This is a genomic window from Acidovorax sp. LjRoot118 (assembly GCF_964253575.1).
Classification (GTDB): Bacteria; Pseudomonadota; Gammaproteobacteria; order Burkholderiales; family Burkholderiaceae_C; genus Acidovorax.
In genome coordinates this window covers 5534589-5548924 of the sequence record NZ_CAXURB020000001.1, presented here as the reverse complement: position 1 = coordinate 5548924, position 14336 = coordinate 5534589, and the positions used below count along the sequence as shown (strand labels likewise).

Genomic DNA, 14336 nt, shown 5'->3' with positions numbered 1-14336 from the left:
GCTGTCCGATGGCCCGCTCCAACCGCCGCCGCAAGAACCCGCGCGAGAGCGCCGCCAAGGCGGCGCCCGTGCGCCGGGGCCCTGGGGTGAACTGGACGCCGGCCTTGCGGGCCCAATGGGAGGCGCTCGCGCCCGGGCGCAGGTTCATGGGTTCCTGCGGCCTGGCCCTGGTCGTTGGCACCCTGCTACTCTACGGATTGGGCGGGGTGGTCTATGGCCAGCTCACCGTGTTCATGTTCGAGGGCTTCGAGGATCTGCCCGGCGGGGTGGCCGTGTGTGGCGCGGCCAGCGTGTGGTGCCTGGCCGCGGCGTGGGCCACCTGCCTGGCGGGGCGCCACTGGCCCGCCATGGCGTCCGAGCGTTGCCAACGCTGGCGGTTGCGGGCCTACGCGGCTACGGCCGTGTTGGCGGGTATCACCTTGCTGCTGTGGCTGTTGAGCGCGCCGGGCATGTGGGGCGCCCTGGGGGCCTGGCCCGGGCTGGCGCCGCAATCAGAGTGGCTGCTGGCCCCGCTGCCCTGGGCATGGGAATGGGTGCTGCCCCTGGCGCGCGATGACCTGCAGCTGTGGTGGCTGTGCGGGGCGGCGGTGGTGGGCGGCCTGTCGGCATGGTGCCTCTGCGTGGGTCGGCGGCCGCGCGCAGGGCTGGCCTGCATGGCCCTGGCGCTGATTTTCATCGGCCTGTGGGCGCTGGGCGGCGCGGCCTACCACTATGTGGCGGGCAGGGGGTTTGCCGGGGTGGTCGAGGAGGTGGCGGCGCTGAACCTGCAGTCCCATCCGGGCCAGCGCAATGCCGATACCTTCCTGTGGTTGCTGAGCGCCTGGTTCCCGCTGGCCCTGGGCGCCGTGCTCATGGCCGGGGCGTTGTATATCCCGTCGGCGGCAGCGCAGCGCTCGCCGCAGGCCCCTCCTCAGTGACGGGAGCCCGGCGCTGGCTGCGGGCACCGTCCAGCATGCCCGCCACGATCAGCACCTGCGCGATGTAATAGGTGGCCAGCACCCACAACTGCGCCAGCGGCAGGGGCTGCACGAAGCGGTTGGTGGCCAGCGTGGCATCGCTGAGCATGAAGAACCCGGCGCCGATGGCGACCAGCCAGGCGCCGCGTCCACCCAGCACAGCGGCGCGGCCGATGGCCTGGGCGGCCATGAGCGCAATCACCAGCACATACGCCGCCACCGGCCCGCGCAAAGCGGCCGGCAGCCCGCCCAGCCACAGGAAGGCATACATGCCCACGCCGATGGCCAGCGTGACCACCAACGCGCCGCGCCGCGCAAACCAGGGCACGCCCTTGCGGAACAACACGATGTAGCAGAGGTGGGCGAGCAGAAAGCTCACCAGCCCGGGAATGAAGAAGCCGCCGAACATCAGGAACACATCGCCCGCGAGCGAGCCGGCCAGCGCAGCGATGAGCCAGCGGCCTTCGGTCCTGTCGAGGCGGTTGCCAGGGGCCGCCGTGCGCAGATGCCCGCCGACCACGGCGATGGCAATCACCATGGTCAGCGGCTTGAAGAGCCAATGCCACTCCTGCAGGCCGAGCACGCTGGTCGCCGTGGCAAGGGCTGCCGATTCGACCAGCAGCGCCATGCCCATGCCGATGCGCCCCTGCACCGCCGCACCCAGAGCCCACTGCGCGGCCAGCAGGGTGGCGAACCAGATGGCGTTGTGCGCCAGCGGCGCCGTGTCGGCCTGCCAGAGAAAGGCCGCCACGCCCGCCAGCATGAGTGCGAACTGCACGCCCGCGAACCACTGCAGCGTGCGCGACATGGGCGGGTGGTACAGCGGCATCCGTGCGATGTCGAAGGGGGGCTTGGGGAAGCGCTCGGCCACGTCGGCCGGTCGCCAGCCCGGCGGCTTGATCCAGACCCGGAGCTTGTCGGCCCAGCTGCGTGCATGCCAGCTGTCGTGCGCCAGGCCGGCATATACCTGGGCATTGGCCCACAGCGGGTCCCAGCTGTTGAGCAGGCCGCGCGTGCCGTAGACGCATTTCTCCCGGTCGTCCTCGTCCTTGAAGGTGCCGAACATCCGGTCCCAGAGGATCAGGATGCCGCCGTAGTTCTTGTCCAGGTAGACGTCATTCACCGCGTGGTGCACGCGGTGGTTGCTGGGGCTGCAGAACCAGCGGTCGAACCAGCCCAGGCGCCCGACCTGCTCGGTGTGCACCCAGAACTGGTAGAGCAGGTCCACCAGCGCCACGATGGCGAACACCAGCGGCGGCACGCCGGCCAGCGCCATGGGCACGTAGAACACCCAGCCCAGCAGTGCGCCGGAGCTGGTCTGGCGCAGCGCGGTCGACAGGTTGTAGTCCTGGCTCTGGTGGTGCACCGCATGCGCGGCCCAGAGCACGGCCGACTCGTGGCCCATGCGGTGCAGCCAGTAGTAGCAAAAATCGTAGAACACCAGCGCCAGCAGCCAGCCCGGCACGCTGAGCCAGAAGGCGTCATTGCGCCACAGCGCCAAGTGCTCGAACACGGCGGTGTAGATGCCCACGCGCAAGAGCCGGGTGAACACCGCGCTGGTCTGGCTCAGCATCCCGAGGCTGATGCTGCTGATGGCATCGGCCATGCGGTAGGTCACGCGCTGGCGCTTGTAGCCCACCGCCAGTTCGATGGCGATCAGCAAAAAGAAGACGGGTGTGGCAAGGACGATGATCTGGCTGGGGCTCATTGGGGCGAATGCAGTGTTTCGCCGATTCTTGCCCCAATCAGGTCAGCGCGCCTCTGGCATCAACCCTGATGATGCGCTCCACCGTGCCCAGCGCCAGCCCGCCGCGCACGCCGATCAGGTGGTCGTGCAGGTTCACCGTGGGGTCGCAGTGGCCGGGAATCAGCCACAGCATGCGGCCCAGGGCGGGCAGCCGGGCCTTGGGGCTCTCGGTGTACAGCAGGCCGTGTTCATCGCCGCCATTGCCGTAGCGCAGCGCGCGCTCGGGCGGCAGCATGGCCACCAGGGGCAGGCCCGAGTCGATGGCATGGCTCTTGTGGCCGGCATCGCACACTGCATGGGTGTCGCGCACGGAGATCACCTGCGTCTTGATGAACAGGGAGTGCTCGAACGTGGGTTGCGCCGGCTCGCGCTCGTTGCGCGCGTAGTCGGCATCCATGAACAGAAAGGAGCCGGCCTGCAGCTCGCCGTAGACGCCGCTGGCCGCTTCGTGCACCAGGGTGCCCGTGCCTGAACCCGTGATCAGGGGCACCGGAATGCCTGCGGCCTCGATGCAGTGGCGGGTGTAGGCCGCTGCGCGCACCACGCCAGCAATGGTCTCGCGCCGCTCGGCCGTGCCCGTCAGGTGCTGGGCGCGGCCGTGGTAGGCCTGCAGCCCGGCAAAGCGCAGGCGCTGGGCGTGGCGCACGATGGCCTGGGCCAGCGGCACCGCATCTTCGCCCGGGGGCACGCCGCAGCGGCCCTGGCCCACGTCGATCTCCACGAACACGTCGATGCCGGCATCGCTGCCGGCCAGCGCCATGGCCTCGGCCAGGCGTTCGATGCCTTCGCGGTGGTCCACCGCCAGCGCCAGGCGCCCGCCGCGCGCGGCCAACTGAGCCGCCAGCCGCGCCACGCGCAGCAGCTTGGGGCCGGCCACGACCTGGTTGCTGATGTAGATGTCGGTCACGCCGCCGGCGGCCAGGGCCTCGGCCTCGGCCACCTTCTGCACGCACACGCCCTGGGCGCCGGCCTGCTGCATCAGGAGTGCCAGCTCGGCGCTCTTGTGCAGCTTGGCATGGGGGCGCCAGCGCACCCGGTGCTTGCGGGCGAATTCGGCCATGCGCTGGATGTTGCGTTCCATGGCATCAAGGTCCACCACCAGCGCGGGCGTGTCGATCAGGTCCACCCGCGCGCCGATGCTGGCGCGCAGGGCTTCAGGTAAGGGTTTCATCGCGGGCCGCGTTGTCCAGGTGTTGGGTATCGGCCCAGCCGACCAGCGTGAGGCCGTCGGGTGTCCACAGCAGGCGGTTGATGGCGGCGTTGGACAGCTGCCAGGTGCGCGGCGCCTGGATCTCCTGGCGCGTGGCCATGCGGTACAGCACGTCGAGTACGCCGCCGTGGGCCACCATCAGCACCTGCTCGCCGGGGTGCTTTTCGGCCAGCGCGAACACCGTGCGTTCGATGCGCTCACGCAGCATGACCAGCGATTCGCCGCCCTCGGGCACGTACTCGGGGTCACGCTTGCGCCAGCGCCGCGCGTCCTCGGGCATCTCGGCCTCGATCTCGGCGAAGGTGCGTCCCTGGAAGTGGCCGAAGCTGCGCTCGCGCAAGCCGGTTTCGGGCGTGATGGGTGCGCCCGTGGCATCGGCCACGGCCTGGGCCGTGGCATAGGCGCGTTGCAGGTCGCTGGCGTAGATGGCGTCGATGGGCTCGCTGGCCAGCGCCTGCGCCAACTGCTGCGCCTGCCACTGGCCGGTCTCGTTCAGGGGAATGTCCAGGTGGCCCTGGATGCGGGTGTCTACGTTCCAGGCGGTTTCGCCATGGCGTACGGCAATGATTCGGGTGGCTTGCATTCAGGTGGGATCAGGGTGGGGGCGCGAAGGGAATGCGCACCTGGCGTGGGCCGCCGGAGGGCTTGGGGAAGCCGGTAAGTGCCGCATCGAACAGGATGCCGAACACGGCGGGGTCGGCCACCCACACGTCCTCGTGCACGGCCGAGGTTTCGTAGACGCTGGCCTGCGTGGCCGCATCGCGCATCACGAGGCTCACCGCGCGGCGGTGCAGTGGTGTGGGCTCGCCCATGCGCCACAGACCGCCCCCGCCCCAACCACCATGCCAGCTGCGGCCATACCAGCCGCCGTAGGCGCGGTAAGGGCCGTAGAAACCATGGGGGCCATAGGGCCAGTAGGGGTCATAGCGCGGCACCGTGCCGGCCTGTACGCCGATCTGCACCAGCAGCTTCGGCGCGGCATCGTCGCGCTGCAGGCCGGCACGGGCCAGCGACTGCTCGGCCAGCGCGGCAATGGCGTCGAACGCCGGGGTCTGCTGCGAGGGCAGGCGGTCGATGCGGTAGGTGGCCGGGCTGGGCACGGCGGCCAGGGTGGAGAAGCTCTGCACCTGGCCTTCCACCACGCGGGTGGTGCTGCAGCCGGCCAGGGTGGCCACTGCTGCGAACAGCAGCAGGGCGGGAATCCAGCGACGGGTCATGGTTGTCTCCGGGGATGGGGTCAATCCACCTTGGAGTGTGCTCCTGCCGCCGAGGTTCACGACAGCTGCACCACCTGCACACCTGGTAACGACGGGCTGGGGGCTGAAAACTCTTCCTTGTCGAAGGCCTTGTCGCCGTCTTCGCTGGCCACGCCGGTGGCGCGCGCGTTCTTGAAGTCGTATTGGCTGCCGTCCAGCAGGTGCGAGGGCACCACGTTCTGCAGCGCGTTGAACATGTTCTCCACGCGGCCGGGGAATTTCTTCTCCCACTCGCGCAGCATCTCGCCCACCTGCTTGCGCTGCAGGTTCTCCTGGCTGCCGCACAGGTTGCAGGGGATGATGGGGAAGTTGCGCTGCGCGGCCCAGCGCGTGGTGTCCTTCTCGGTCACGTAGGCCAGCGGGCGAATCACCACGTGGCGGCCGTCGTCGCTGACCAGCTTCGGGGGCATGCTCTTCATCTTGCCGCCGAAGAACATGTTGAGCAGCAGCGTCTGCAAAATGTCGTCGCGGTGGTGGCCCAGCGCGATCTTGGTGCAACCGAGCTCGTCGGCCACGCGGTACAGGATGCCCCGGCGCAGGCGGCTGCACAGGCTGCAGGTGGTCTTGCCCTCGGGGATCAGGCGCTTGACGATGCTGTAGGTGTCTTCGTTCTCGATGTGGAAGGGCACGCCTGTGCTGGCCAGGTACTCGGGCAGCACATGCTCGGGAAAGCCGGGCTGCTTCTGGTCCAGGTTCACGGCCACCAGGTCGAAATGGATGGGCGCGCGCGCCTTGAGCTTCTGCAGAATGTCCAGCAGGGCATAGCTGTCCTTGCCGCCGGACATGCAGACCATGACCTTGTCGCCCTCTTCGATCATGTTGAAGTCGACGATGGCCTTGCCGACCTCGCGGCAGAGGCGCTTTTCGAGCTTGTGCGCCTCGCGTTCGATCTTCAGGCGCGCAGGGCCCGATGCAGCCGCGGCCGCATCGGCGCCGGTGTCTGCCACTTCGGGGGGCTCGGCGGTCCAGCCGGCCCGTTGGGTTTCGTTCATCACTGCGCTCATGGAAGGGGCTCTGGGGTCTGGTGAAAGCGGGGCCCACCGGGCGCCCGGACAGGGTGCGCTCGCGCTGGGGCCAAAAAGACGGAGATATCCCCCAATTGTCGGTGAAACCGCCCGCCCATGGACTGGAGCGGGCTCTCCAGTGGGGGCGATGCCCGCCCAAAGTGCTATTTTTCCGCTTCTGGGGGCTCGCCGCCAGGGGCCGCAACGGCTTGCTGCAGGGGGGCGGCCCGCTCTGCAGCCCACAGCCGCATGTCGCGCTTGCCCTTGGCATTGGCCCGGCGCCAGGCCTCGCGTGCCAGCGCCAGGAAGCGCTCCTCGGCGGGGTCGGGGTGCTGCGTGGCGTGCTCGGCGTCGAGCCAGCCGACGTCCACGCGCGCATGGCGCTCAATCTGGCGCGCCAGCGTGTCGCCGATGGGGCGCGAGCTTTTGATCTGGCTCCACATGCTGGGCGATATCTCCAGCGAGGCGGCAAAGGCCTGGTCCAGCCCCTTGGCCGGCTTGCCGGCAGCGATCTCTTTTTCGAGGAACAGGCGGTGCAGCGCCAGCACGTTGGTGCGGCGGATGACGGTGAGGGGAGGCGGAGTCACAGAAGAAAAACAACAAACGCAGAAAAAAGATTGTGCAGGGTGTTGACGGGTAAGTAAAGACTATTTACAGTCCATTCCCATCAGGACTTCCTGTCCTCCCTGAATTCACCACCGAACCGACCTACCGCCGAAAGACCACCGTGAACGCCTGCCGCACCGCCATCCTCCACCGCTCCCGCCAGGGTGCCGTGGCCGTGCGCGGGGCGTTGATTGCGCGCACGTTGTCGTCCATGCCATCCCATGCAAAGCGACTGCCATCGCAGCAGCGCACAGCGTATTTGCAGGGCAATGGCAGCCAGCCGCAGTGGCTGGGCAATGGTTTCGAGGATACCGCTCCACCACCGGGCGGAGGTTGCAGCGCAGGGCGGTAGCCCACAGGCGCTCTCCCTCCCGATCTCTTGATCAAGAGGCCCGGCAACCAGGTGGTTCCGGGCCTTTTTCATTGCCGGCTGTTTTTCTCAGTTCCCCTTCTTTTCCCGCAGCGCCAGCCGCTGCCCCCGCAGGCATCGACCCGCCGGGGACCTCGGTTCTTTAACAGTTTGCTGCAGGCGGCTTGGCTCCACGGGAGCAATGGCCGGCCTGCTTATCGAAATCAGAGGGAAGGGGCGCACCGCGCCCCACCCAACCCCTCTCCATTTCGGGTGTGCCTTTGCTTTTCACCGCCGGAACCGGCCGCATGCGCGGCCCGGCGGGATGTGCTGGGATTGATCACCCAGTGCAGCGACGTGCATGCGCGGTTTCATCGGAACCGCGGTCGCGTGAAGACACAACCGAAATGGAGATGCGCTCCGGCAGGAGTGCCCGATATTTCGCTTTTTTTTGCTTTCTACGCGTGTAGCTCAACTGGCAGAGCACCGGCCTCCAAATCCGACGCTTGAGGGTTCGACTCCTTACGCGCGTGCCAATCTTTTTCCTGGCCATGGCCAGGCATGCCGTAGCAGCCCTGTCGGATTGGGGCGCCTGGTCTTCGTGCCGGGGATTGCAGGTTCGACTCCTGTCTGCGGCTCCTTCCCTTTTCCCCCTTTTCCCTTTTGTTGACCGGTCGCCAAGTGGTAAGGCAGCGGATTTTGATTCCGCCATTCGGAGGTTCGATCCCTCCCCGGTCTGCCCAATTTTTCAACCCACCCACCTCGTCCATTTATCCAATCACCCTTCAGGAGACCACTGTGGCCATTCAGCAATCCTTCTTTCTTGGCGCCCAGCGGCGCCGTTCCGGCTTCGCCGGCTGGCTGGCCCGCCTGGTATCCGTGCGCGCCCGCCTGCCCCGTACGGCCGTCCGCGCTGCTCCTGCCGCCCGCAGGCTTGAGCACTTGGACCTCGACCAGCGCGTGCGCGAGGTCGGCGAGTGGTAGCGGCGTGTGCGTTCGTGCGCCCGCTGCCAGCCTCACCGCATCCACCAGGGCCTCCATCGATTGCCGATGGATGCCCGCTTTTGCCATTGACTGACTGTTGTTGAAACGGGGCGTGCGCTTGGCTGGGCGGCTGCGCCCTCCATTGCCAAGCAAGAAAGGACGCCCCATGCCCCGCACCGAACCCGAAACCCTCTACCGAAAGCGCCTGGCACCCACGCCCACGCCCCGCGTGCTGCAGTTGGATCTGCACGGCACGCCCCAATCCTGGATGCCGCTGGAGCAAGCCGCCGTGCACTACGCCAGCGGTGCCGTCGCCTGGGATGCCGGCCTCGATGCCCTGGCCACATTGCGTGGCGGGCACAACGCAGCGACCGGCCGGCAGTCTGTGCTTCAGATCGCGCCCATCATCGCCCTGCGCGGTGTGTCCCGGATCAACCTCTTTGACGTGGTGCCTGGGCTCACCAAGCGCCGTCTGCTGCGCCGTGACCGCCACACCTGTGCCTACTGCGGCGGCGTCTTCGGCGAAGAGCTGCTGCAGTGCGAGCACATCGTGCCGCAGTCGCGCGGTGGTGCCACCTCGTGGACCAACCTCGTGGCGGCCTGCGCCGGTTGCAACGGCTACAAGGCCGACCGCCTGCCCGAGGAGGCCGGCATGCGCCTCTTGTACCTGCCCTACGTGCCCAGCCGCTACGAGTCCTTCCTGCTGGACGGGCGCAACGTGCGCGCGGATGTGCACGAGTGGCTGGCCAAGAGGCTGCCCAAGGGCTCCAGGCTTCATTGAGAACGCCTGGGGTTTGCAAACCGAATGTGAAAGGGCCGTGGTCAGTGACCACGGCCCTTTTTTCTTCCCCGGTTTTCAGCGGTGGCAGGCGCTCACCACTGCCCGGTTTCGATGCGGATCGCCACTTCGCAGTCGTCGAAGATCTCCAGCTTGGCGATCTTGACGCGCACGCCCAGCACGCCGGGCAATTGCATCAGCCGGTTGGCGAGCTTGCCGATCAGGCTTTCGAGCAGGTTCACGTGCTCGGCGCGGCACTCGTCGATGATGATCTGGCGCACTTTGCGGTAGTCCAGCACGTGCAGGATGTCGTCGTCGCGCGGCGACAGCGGCTGGGCGCCCAGGCTCAGTTCGGCGTCCACCTGGATGGGCTGGGGGTCGGTCTTCTCGTGCGAGAGGATGCCCAGGTTGGCGTCGAAGCGCAAACCGCTGAGCGTGAGGATCTGGGTGCCTGTGGCGTGGGTGGTCGTCATGGTGTTTCCTGTGTGAGCGGGTGGGTGCTCACATCAACGAGAAATCGCGCTCGAATTTCATCAGGTGCTGGCCGCCGTCCACCATCAGCGTGGTGCCGGTGATGGAGCGGTTCTCCAGCGCAAAGCGCACAGTGGCGGCCACGTCTTCGGGGGTGGAAGAGCGGCCCAGCGGGCTCAGGGCGTGCAGCTGTGCGAATTTCTCGTCGCTGAGCATGTGGCTCGTGAGCGTGAGGCCCGGGGCCACGCCCACCACCCGCACCCTCGGCGCCAGCGCCAGCGCCAGCATGGTGCCGGCGGCTTCCAGCGCCGCCTTGGACAGCGTGTAGCTCATGAAATCGGGGTTCTGGTTCCACAGCTTCTGATCGAGCAGGTTGACCACCGCGCCCTGGGCATCGGCCTCGCCGGCCGCTGCGCGGGCCTGCAGGTGCTCGTGCAGGGCCTGGGCCAGCAGCACCGGGGCGCCGGCATTGCTGCGCAGGTGCTTCTCCAGGCTGGCAAAGCCCAGCGTGGCGGCGTTGTCGTGCTCGAACAGCGAGGCGTTGTTGACCACGGCATCCAACGTGCCGAAGCGGTCCACCACCCGCGGTACCAGGCCACGCACGGCGGCTTCGTCATCGAAGTCGCCATCGAAATGCGCGCTCTGGCCCGCTGACAGTCGCGCGCACTCGGCTACCGTGTCGATGGCGTCCTGCTCGGAGCTGCGGTAGTGCACGGCCACCTGCCAGCCCGCGGCCGCCAGCGCCAGCGCGATGCTGCGGCCCAGGCGCCTGGCGGCGCCGGTGACGAGCACGGTACGGGGGCGGGGAGAAGAGGGCATGGTGGACAATGCGGGCCGTGACAAAAACACCCGACAGTTTAACGACCGCCCTCACGGCGCACATTGCCGATGCCATTGCCACCGCTGGCGGCTGGATCGGCTTTGACCAGTTCATGGCGCTGGCCCTGTACACGCCCGGCCTGGGCTACTACGCCAACGACTCCGCCAAGTTCGGCCTGCTGCCCGAATCGGGCAGCGACTTCGTGACCGCGCCGGAGCTGATGCCCCTGTTCGGCCAGACCCTGGCCGTGCAGGTGGGCGAGGCCTTCGAGCACACCGGCACCAGCGAGGTCTGGGAGTTCGGCGCCGGCTCCGGCGCGCTGGCGCTGCAGCTGCTCGACGCCCTGGGCGAGCGCGTGCAGCGCTACACCATCGTCGACCTTTCGGGCAGCCTGCGCGCGCGCCAGCAGACCTTGCTGGCAGCGCACGCGCACAAGGTGCAGTGGGTCGATGCGCTGCCCGAACGGTTCGAAGGCGTGGTGGTGGGCAACGAGGTGCTCGACGCCATGCCCGTCAAGCTGCTGGCCCGCCATGGCGGCCAGCACGGGGGCGTGTGGCACGAGCGCGGTGTGGCGCTGCACGACGGCGCCTTCACCTGGGCCGACCAGGCCACCGACCTGCGCCCACCTGTGGAGGTGGAAGGCCCGCAGGACTACCTGACCGAGATCCATCCCCAGGGAGAGGGCTTCATCCGCATGCTGGCCGACCGCCTGCAGCGCGGCGCGGCCTTTCTGCTGGACTATGGTTTTGGCGAGAGTGAGTACTACCACCCCCAGCGCCACATGGGTACGGTGATGTGCCACCACGGCCACCTGTCCGACAGCGACCCGCTGGTGGAGGTGGGCCGCAAGGACATCACCGCCCACGTCAACTTCACTGCCATGGCGCTGGCCGCGCAGGAGGCCGGCCTGCAGGTGCTGGGCTACACCACGCAGGCACACTTTCTCATCAACTGCGGGCTGGCGCAGCGCATGGTGGAGCTGCCCCCGCTGGAGCGCGCCACCGCCGCCAAGCTGATCATGGAGCACGAGATGGGCGAGCTGTTCAAGGTCATCGCCCTGGGTGCTGGCGCGGCCTGGGAGCCCCTGGGCTTCTCCCAGGGCGACCGTTCGCACCGGCTGTAGGCTGTCAGCGTCTGGGCAGCGCCCCACCTGGCACCGGCCTGGCCTGAAGACTCATCGCATCGCTGCGGTCCTTGAGCCCTATGCCCGTGAGCCCCAGGCGCCGCGCTTCGGCGCACAGCCACCACAGGCGCGCTGCCGCAGAGTCCGGCGCCAGCCCCTCGGGCCGCACGTTGGAGATGCAGTTGCGTTCGGCATCGCTGCGGCCCGCCTGCGGGTGCCAGGTGAGGTAGATGCCCAGGCTGTCGGGTGAACTCAGGCCCGGGCGTTCGCCGATCAGCACCGCCACCATGCGCGCACCCAGCAGCGCTCCCACCTCGTCGCCCAGCGCCACGCGCGCCTGTGTGGCGATCACCACCGGGCCCATGCGCCAGTCCGGCGGTGCCGTGCCCACGATGGCCTGCACCAGCGGCACGGCATTGCGCTCGGTGGCCAGGGCCGACAGGCCGTCGGCCACCACCAGCAGCAGGTCGCAACCGACCCCATCGCCGTCTGCCTGAGCGCGCAGCCGCTGCGCATCGGCATCGCCCAGGCGCCGGCCCAGGTCGGGGCGCAGCAGGTAGGTGGCGCGGTCGGGCGCGGCGCTGGCCACGCGCAGCGTGGTGCAGCCCTGCCCGGTGAGCTGCACCGCCAGCGCGTCGGCGTCGAGCGGCAGGTGCACGGCATCGCGCGCCTGGGCATGGGCCAGGCCGAAGTCGAGCAGTTCGCGCGTGGGGATGGCCGTGCCCGCGCGGCCCAAGGCCAGCCGCGCGGCAGTATGGGCGCGCAGGTCGCCCCAGGGGTCGGGCGGCGGGCCGGTGAAGGGCGTTGAATCGCTCATGCCCGCATACCGATCTGCCGCAGCTGCGCGATGGCGGTCTGCTGTTGTGCGGCGGGCAGCAGCCGCCCCGCGCCGTCGGCCAGTTGCATGCGCTGCAGCCAGGCCTCGAACTCGGGCGCGCGTTGGAGGCCCAGCACCTCGCGCAGGTACAGCGCGTCGTGGAACGAGGTGCTCTGGTAGTTGAGCATGATGTCGTCGGCCCCGGGCACGCCCATGATGAAGGTCAGGCCCGCCACGCCCAGCAGCGTCATCAGCGTGTCCATGTCGTCCGAGTCGGCTTCGGCATGGTTGGTGTAGCAGACGTCGCAGCCCAGCGGCACGCCCAGCAGCTTGCCGCAGAAATGGTCTTCCAGCCCGGCGCGGATGATCTGCTTGCCGTCGTACAGGTACTCCGGCCCGATGAAGCCGACCACCGTGTTGGTGAGCAGGGGCGAGAACGCGCGTGCCACGCCGTAGGCCCGCGCCTCGCAGGTCTGCTGGTCCACGCCGTGGTGGGCGTTGGCCGACAGGGCACTGCCCTGGCCGGTCTCGAAATACATCACGTTGTCGCCCAGCGTGCCGCGCTTGAGGGACAGGGCCGCCTCGCGCGCCTCTCGCAGCAGCGCCAGGTGGACGCCAAAGCCGGCGTTGGCCTTCTCGGTGCCGGCGATGGACTGGAACACCAGGTCCACCGGCGCGCCCTGCTCGATCATCTGCACGGTGTTGGTCACGTGGGTCAGCACACACGATTGCGTGGGTATCTGCAACTTGGTGATGACCTCGTCCAGCATGTGCACCAGGCCGGTGAGGGCGGCTATGCTGTCCGTGGCCGGGTTGATGCCGATCACCGCGTCCCCGGCGCCATAGAGTAGGCCATCGACCATGGAGGCCGCGATGCCGCGCAGGTCGTCGGTCGGGTGGTTGGGCTGCAGGCGCACGGCCAGGTGGCCCGGCAGGCCGATGGTGTTGCGAAAGCGCGTGGTCACCTGGCACTTGCGCGCCACGGCTACCAGGTCCTGGTTGCGCATGAGCTTGCTCACGGCGGCGGCCATCTCGGGGGTGAGACCGGGGGCCACAGCCGAAAGGGTGGCCGTGTCGGCCGCCAGCAGCCAGTCGCGCAGCCCGCCCACGGTGAGGTGGGCGATGGGCGCAAACGCCGCCGCGTCGTGCGTGTCGATGATCAGGCGGGTGACCTCGTCGCTCTCGTAAGGCACCAGCGCCTCGTTCAGGAAGCGCGCCAGCGGCACGTCGGCCAGGCACATGCGCGCGGCCATGCGCTCCACTGCCGACCCCGCCGCGATGCCGGCCAGAGCGTCCCCGGACCGCGCTGGCGTGGCTTTGGCCATCACTTCGCGCAGGTCGCCAAACAGCCAGCGGGTGCCGCTCACGGTGTGGTGGTAGGGGGCCGGCGCGTGCATGGTCGAGTGAGGGCGGTTGGGGGTCAGGCAATGATGACGTGGCTGCCCGCCGCCTGCAAGGCCGACAGGGCGGGCAGGGCGCGCGCACCCGCATCCGTGATGATGGTGTCGATGTCGGCCAGGCCGGCGTACACCACGCGGCTGGCCTGGCCGATCTTGCTGTGGTCGGCCAGCACGATGAGGCGCTGCGCCTGTCCCGCCATGGCGCGCGCCACTGCGGCCTCGCGGTGCTCGAAGCTCGTGGCCCCGTGCTGGCCGTGGATGCCCACGGGCGAGAGCAGCGCCACATCGGCGCGGTAGCGGTGGATCTCTGCCACCGTGGTGTCGCCATGGGTGGCCTGCACCCCGGGATCGGTACGCCCACCCAGCAGGATCACCTCGTTGCGCGCCGTCCGTCCTGCATCGGCCCCGGCCAGCCGCAGTGCCACATTGAGGCCATTGGTCACCACCGTCATCCCGGACAGGGCCGACAGCTCCTCGGCCAGGATGGTGGTGGTGCTGCCGGCATCCAGAAACAGTGTCTGCCCAGGCTGCAACTGCTGCAGCGCGGCGCGGGCGATGGCGCGCTTCTCGCGCTCACGCACGGCCTGGCGCACCGACAGGGGCGGCTCGGGCTCGGGGCCGGGGGCCACCACACCGCCATGCACGCGGCGCAGCACGCCCTGGGCCTCCAGTTCGACGATGTCGCGGCGCACGGTCTCGCGCGATACATCGAGTTCCTGCGCGATGCGCTCGGTGCTCACGCGCGACAGCGTCGACAGCAGCGTGCGGATGCGTATGAATCGTTCTTCCTGCAGCATGTCCTTCAGGTCCTGTCG

Annotated in this window: 15 protein-coding genes and 2 tRNA genes; 6 read left to right on the top strand and 11 right to left on the bottom strand. The window is 68.7% G+C overall.

The features are described 5' to 3' along the window. Positions 1 to 8: 8 nt before the first annotated feature. Positions 9 to 917 carry a hypothetical protein gene (locus ACSQ9E_RS26000; RefSeq protein ID WP_436219563.1) on the top strand — a complete coding sequence of 303 codons (909 nt, stop codon included), beginning with the start codon at positions 9 to 11 and terminating at the stop codon, positions 915 to 917. On the opposite strand, the gene ACSQ9E_RS25995 is transcribed toward ACSQ9E_RS26000, so the two are convergent. From ACSQ9E_RS25995 to ACSQ9E_RS25970, 6 genes are all read right to left on the bottom strand, one after another. Continuing rightward, positions 850 to 2664: a lysoplasmalogenase family protein gene (locus ACSQ9E_RS25995; protein ID WP_436219562.1), complete on the bottom strand. Its 1815-nt coding sequence runs from the start codon at positions 2662 to 2664 to the stop codon at positions 850 to 852. The genes ACSQ9E_RS26000 and ACSQ9E_RS25995 overlap by 68 nt on opposite strands. A 37-nt stretch (positions 2665 to 2701) precedes the next feature. Then, positions 2702 to 3874 carry a DSD1 family PLP-dependent enzyme gene (locus ACSQ9E_RS25990; RefSeq protein ID WP_436219561.1) on the bottom strand — a complete coding sequence of 391 codons (1173 nt, stop codon included), beginning with the start codon at positions 3872 to 3874 and terminating at the stop codon, positions 2702 to 2704. Continuing rightward, a complete protein-coding gene (locus ACSQ9E_RS25985; protein WP_179682246.1) occupies positions 3858 to 4496 on the bottom strand; it encodes a histidine phosphatase family protein in 639 nt (212 codons plus the stop codon). Before ACSQ9E_RS25985 ends, ACSQ9E_RS25990 begins: the two co-directional genes overlap by 17 nt. A gap of 10 nt (positions 4497 to 4506) precedes the next feature. After that, positions 4507 to 5130 (bottom strand): DUF4136 domain-containing protein, encoded by a 624-nt coding sequence (locus ACSQ9E_RS25980; RefSeq protein ID WP_436219560.1) that lies wholly within the window; start codon positions 5128 to 5130, stop codon positions 4507 to 4509. Between the two features lie 56 nt (positions 5131 to 5186). Next, positions 5187 to 6173, bottom strand: coding sequence for a tRNA 2-thiocytidine(32) synthetase TtcA (gene ttcA / locus ACSQ9E_RS25975; RefSeq protein WP_235514230.1), 987 nt, complete (start codon positions 6171 to 6173; stop codon positions 5187 to 5189). A 164-nt stretch (positions 6174 to 6337) separates the two neighbouring features. Beyond that, positions 6338 to 6760: a hypothetical protein gene (locus ACSQ9E_RS25970; protein ID WP_057199961.1), complete on the bottom strand. Its 423-nt coding sequence runs from the start codon at positions 6758 to 6760 to the stop codon at positions 6338 to 6340. An 828-nt stretch (positions 6761 to 7588) separates the two neighbouring features. Here ACSQ9E_RS25970 and ACSQ9E_RS25965 point away from each other — a divergent pair. The 4 genes from ACSQ9E_RS25965 to ACSQ9E_RS25950 all read left to right on the top strand — a co-directional run bounded on the left by ACSQ9E_RS25965 (position 7589) and on the right by ACSQ9E_RS25950 (position 8893). Next, positions 7589 to 7664 (top strand) — tRNA-Trp (locus ACSQ9E_RS25965). Between the two features lie 132 nt (positions 7665 to 7796). Further along, positions 7797 to 7867, top strand: a tRNA-Gln gene (locus ACSQ9E_RS25960). A gap of 59 nt (positions 7868 to 7926) precedes the next feature. Then, positions 7927 to 8112: a hypothetical protein gene (locus ACSQ9E_RS25955; RefSeq protein WP_057199962.1), complete on the top strand. Its 186-nt coding sequence runs from the start codon at positions 7927 to 7929 to the stop codon at positions 8110 to 8112. Between the two features lie 166 nt (positions 8113 to 8278). Then, positions 8279 to 8893, top strand: coding sequence for an HNH endonuclease (locus tag ACSQ9E_RS25950; RefSeq protein WP_057199963.1), 615 nt, complete (start codon positions 8279 to 8281; stop codon positions 8891 to 8893). A gap of 92 nt (positions 8894 to 8985) precedes the next feature. On the opposite strand, the gene ACSQ9E_RS25945 is transcribed toward ACSQ9E_RS25950, so the two are convergent. Next, a complete protein-coding gene (locus ACSQ9E_RS25945) occupies positions 8986 to 9363 on the bottom strand; it encodes a dihydroneopterin aldolase (RefSeq protein WP_057266428.1) in 378 nt (125 codons plus the stop codon). Between the two features lie 28 nt (positions 9364 to 9391). After that, positions 9392 to 10180: an SDR family oxidoreductase gene (locus tag ACSQ9E_RS25940; protein ID WP_436219559.1), complete on the bottom strand. Its 789-nt coding sequence runs from the start codon at positions 10178 to 10180 to the stop codon at positions 9392 to 9394. An 8-nt stretch (positions 10181 to 10188) separates the two neighbouring features. Here ACSQ9E_RS25940 and ACSQ9E_RS25935 point away from each other — a divergent pair, with 8 nt between their 5' ends. Continuing rightward, positions 10189 to 11304: a class I SAM-dependent methyltransferase gene (locus ACSQ9E_RS25935; RefSeq protein WP_436219558.1), complete on the top strand. Its 1116-nt coding sequence runs from the start codon at positions 10189 to 10191 to the stop codon at positions 11302 to 11304. Between the two features lie 4 nt (positions 11305 to 11308). On the opposite strand, the gene eutC is transcribed toward ACSQ9E_RS25935, so the two are convergent. From eutC to ACSQ9E_RS25920, 3 genes are read right to left on the bottom strand one after another with little or no spacing between them, the layout of a single operon-like run. After that, a complete protein-coding gene (eutC, locus tag ACSQ9E_RS25930) occupies positions 11309 to 12121 on the bottom strand; it encodes an ethanolamine ammonia-lyase subunit EutC (RefSeq protein ID WP_436219557.1) in 813 nt (270 codons plus the stop codon). Beyond that, positions 12118 to 13518, bottom strand: a complete 1401-nt coding sequence (locus ACSQ9E_RS25925; RefSeq protein ID WP_436219556.1) for an ethanolamine ammonia-lyase subunit EutB — start codon at positions 13516 to 13518, stop codon at positions 12118 to 12120. The genes eutC and ACSQ9E_RS25925 overlap by 4 nt, the downstream gene beginning before the upstream one ends. Before the next feature lie 23 nt (positions 13519 to 13541). Then, positions 13542 to 14318: a DeoR/GlpR family DNA-binding transcription regulator gene (locus ACSQ9E_RS25920; protein ID WP_436219555.1), complete on the bottom strand. Its 777-nt coding sequence runs from the start codon at positions 14316 to 14318 to the stop codon at positions 13542 to 13544. Between the last annotated feature and the right edge of the window lie 18 nt (positions 14319 to 14336).

Bases quoted from the DNA above. Each gene is read 5' to 3' on its own strand.
- ACSQ9E_RS26000 (WP_436219563.1), top strand. From the start codon at position 9: ATGGCCCGCTCCAACCGCCGCCGCAAGAACCCGCGCGAGAGCGCCGCC.
- ACSQ9E_RS25995 (WP_436219562.1), bottom strand. From the start codon at position 2,664: ATGAGCCCCAGCCAGATCATCGTCCTTGCCACACCCGTCTTCTTTTTG.
- ACSQ9E_RS25990 (WP_436219561.1), bottom strand. From the start codon at position 3,874: ATGAAACCCTTACCTGAAGCCCTGCGCGCCAGCATCGGCGCGCGGGTG.
- ACSQ9E_RS25985 (WP_179682246.1), bottom strand. From the start codon at position 4,496: ATGCAAGCCACCCGAATCATTGCCGTACGCCATGGCGAAACCGCCTGG.
- ACSQ9E_RS25980 (WP_436219560.1), bottom strand. From the start codon at position 5,130: ATGACCCGTCGCTGGATTCCCGCCCTGCTGCTGTTCGCAGCAGTGGCC.
- ttcA (WP_235514230.1), bottom strand. From the start codon at position 6,173: ATGAGCGCAGTGATGAACGAAACCCAACGGGCCGGCTGGACCGCCGAG.
- ACSQ9E_RS25950 (WP_057199963.1), top strand. From the start codon at position 8,279: ATGCCCCGCACCGAACCCGAAACCCTCTACCGAAAGCGCCTGGCACCC.
- ACSQ9E_RS25945 (WP_057266428.1), bottom strand. From the start codon at position 9,363: ATGACGACCACCCACGCCACAGGCACCCAGATCCTCACGCTCAGCGGT.
- ACSQ9E_RS25940 (WP_436219559.1), bottom strand. From the start codon at position 10,180: ATGCCCTCTTCTCCCCGCCCCCGTACCGTGCTCGTCACCGGCGCCGCC.
- ACSQ9E_RS25935 (WP_436219558.1), top strand. From the start codon at position 10,189: ATGCGGGCCGTGACAAAAACACCCGACAGTTTAACGACCGCCCTCACG.
- eutC (WP_436219557.1), bottom strand. From the start codon at position 12,121: ATGAGCGATTCAACGCCCTTCACCGGCCCGCCGCCCGACCCCTGGGGC.
- ACSQ9E_RS25925 (WP_436219556.1), bottom strand. From the start codon at position 13,518: ATGCACGCGCCGGCCCCCTACCACCACACCGTGAGCGGCACCCGCTGG.
- ACSQ9E_RS25920 (WP_436219555.1), bottom strand. From the start codon at position 14,318: ATGCTGCAGGAAGAACGATTCATACGCATCCGCACGCTGCTGTCGACG.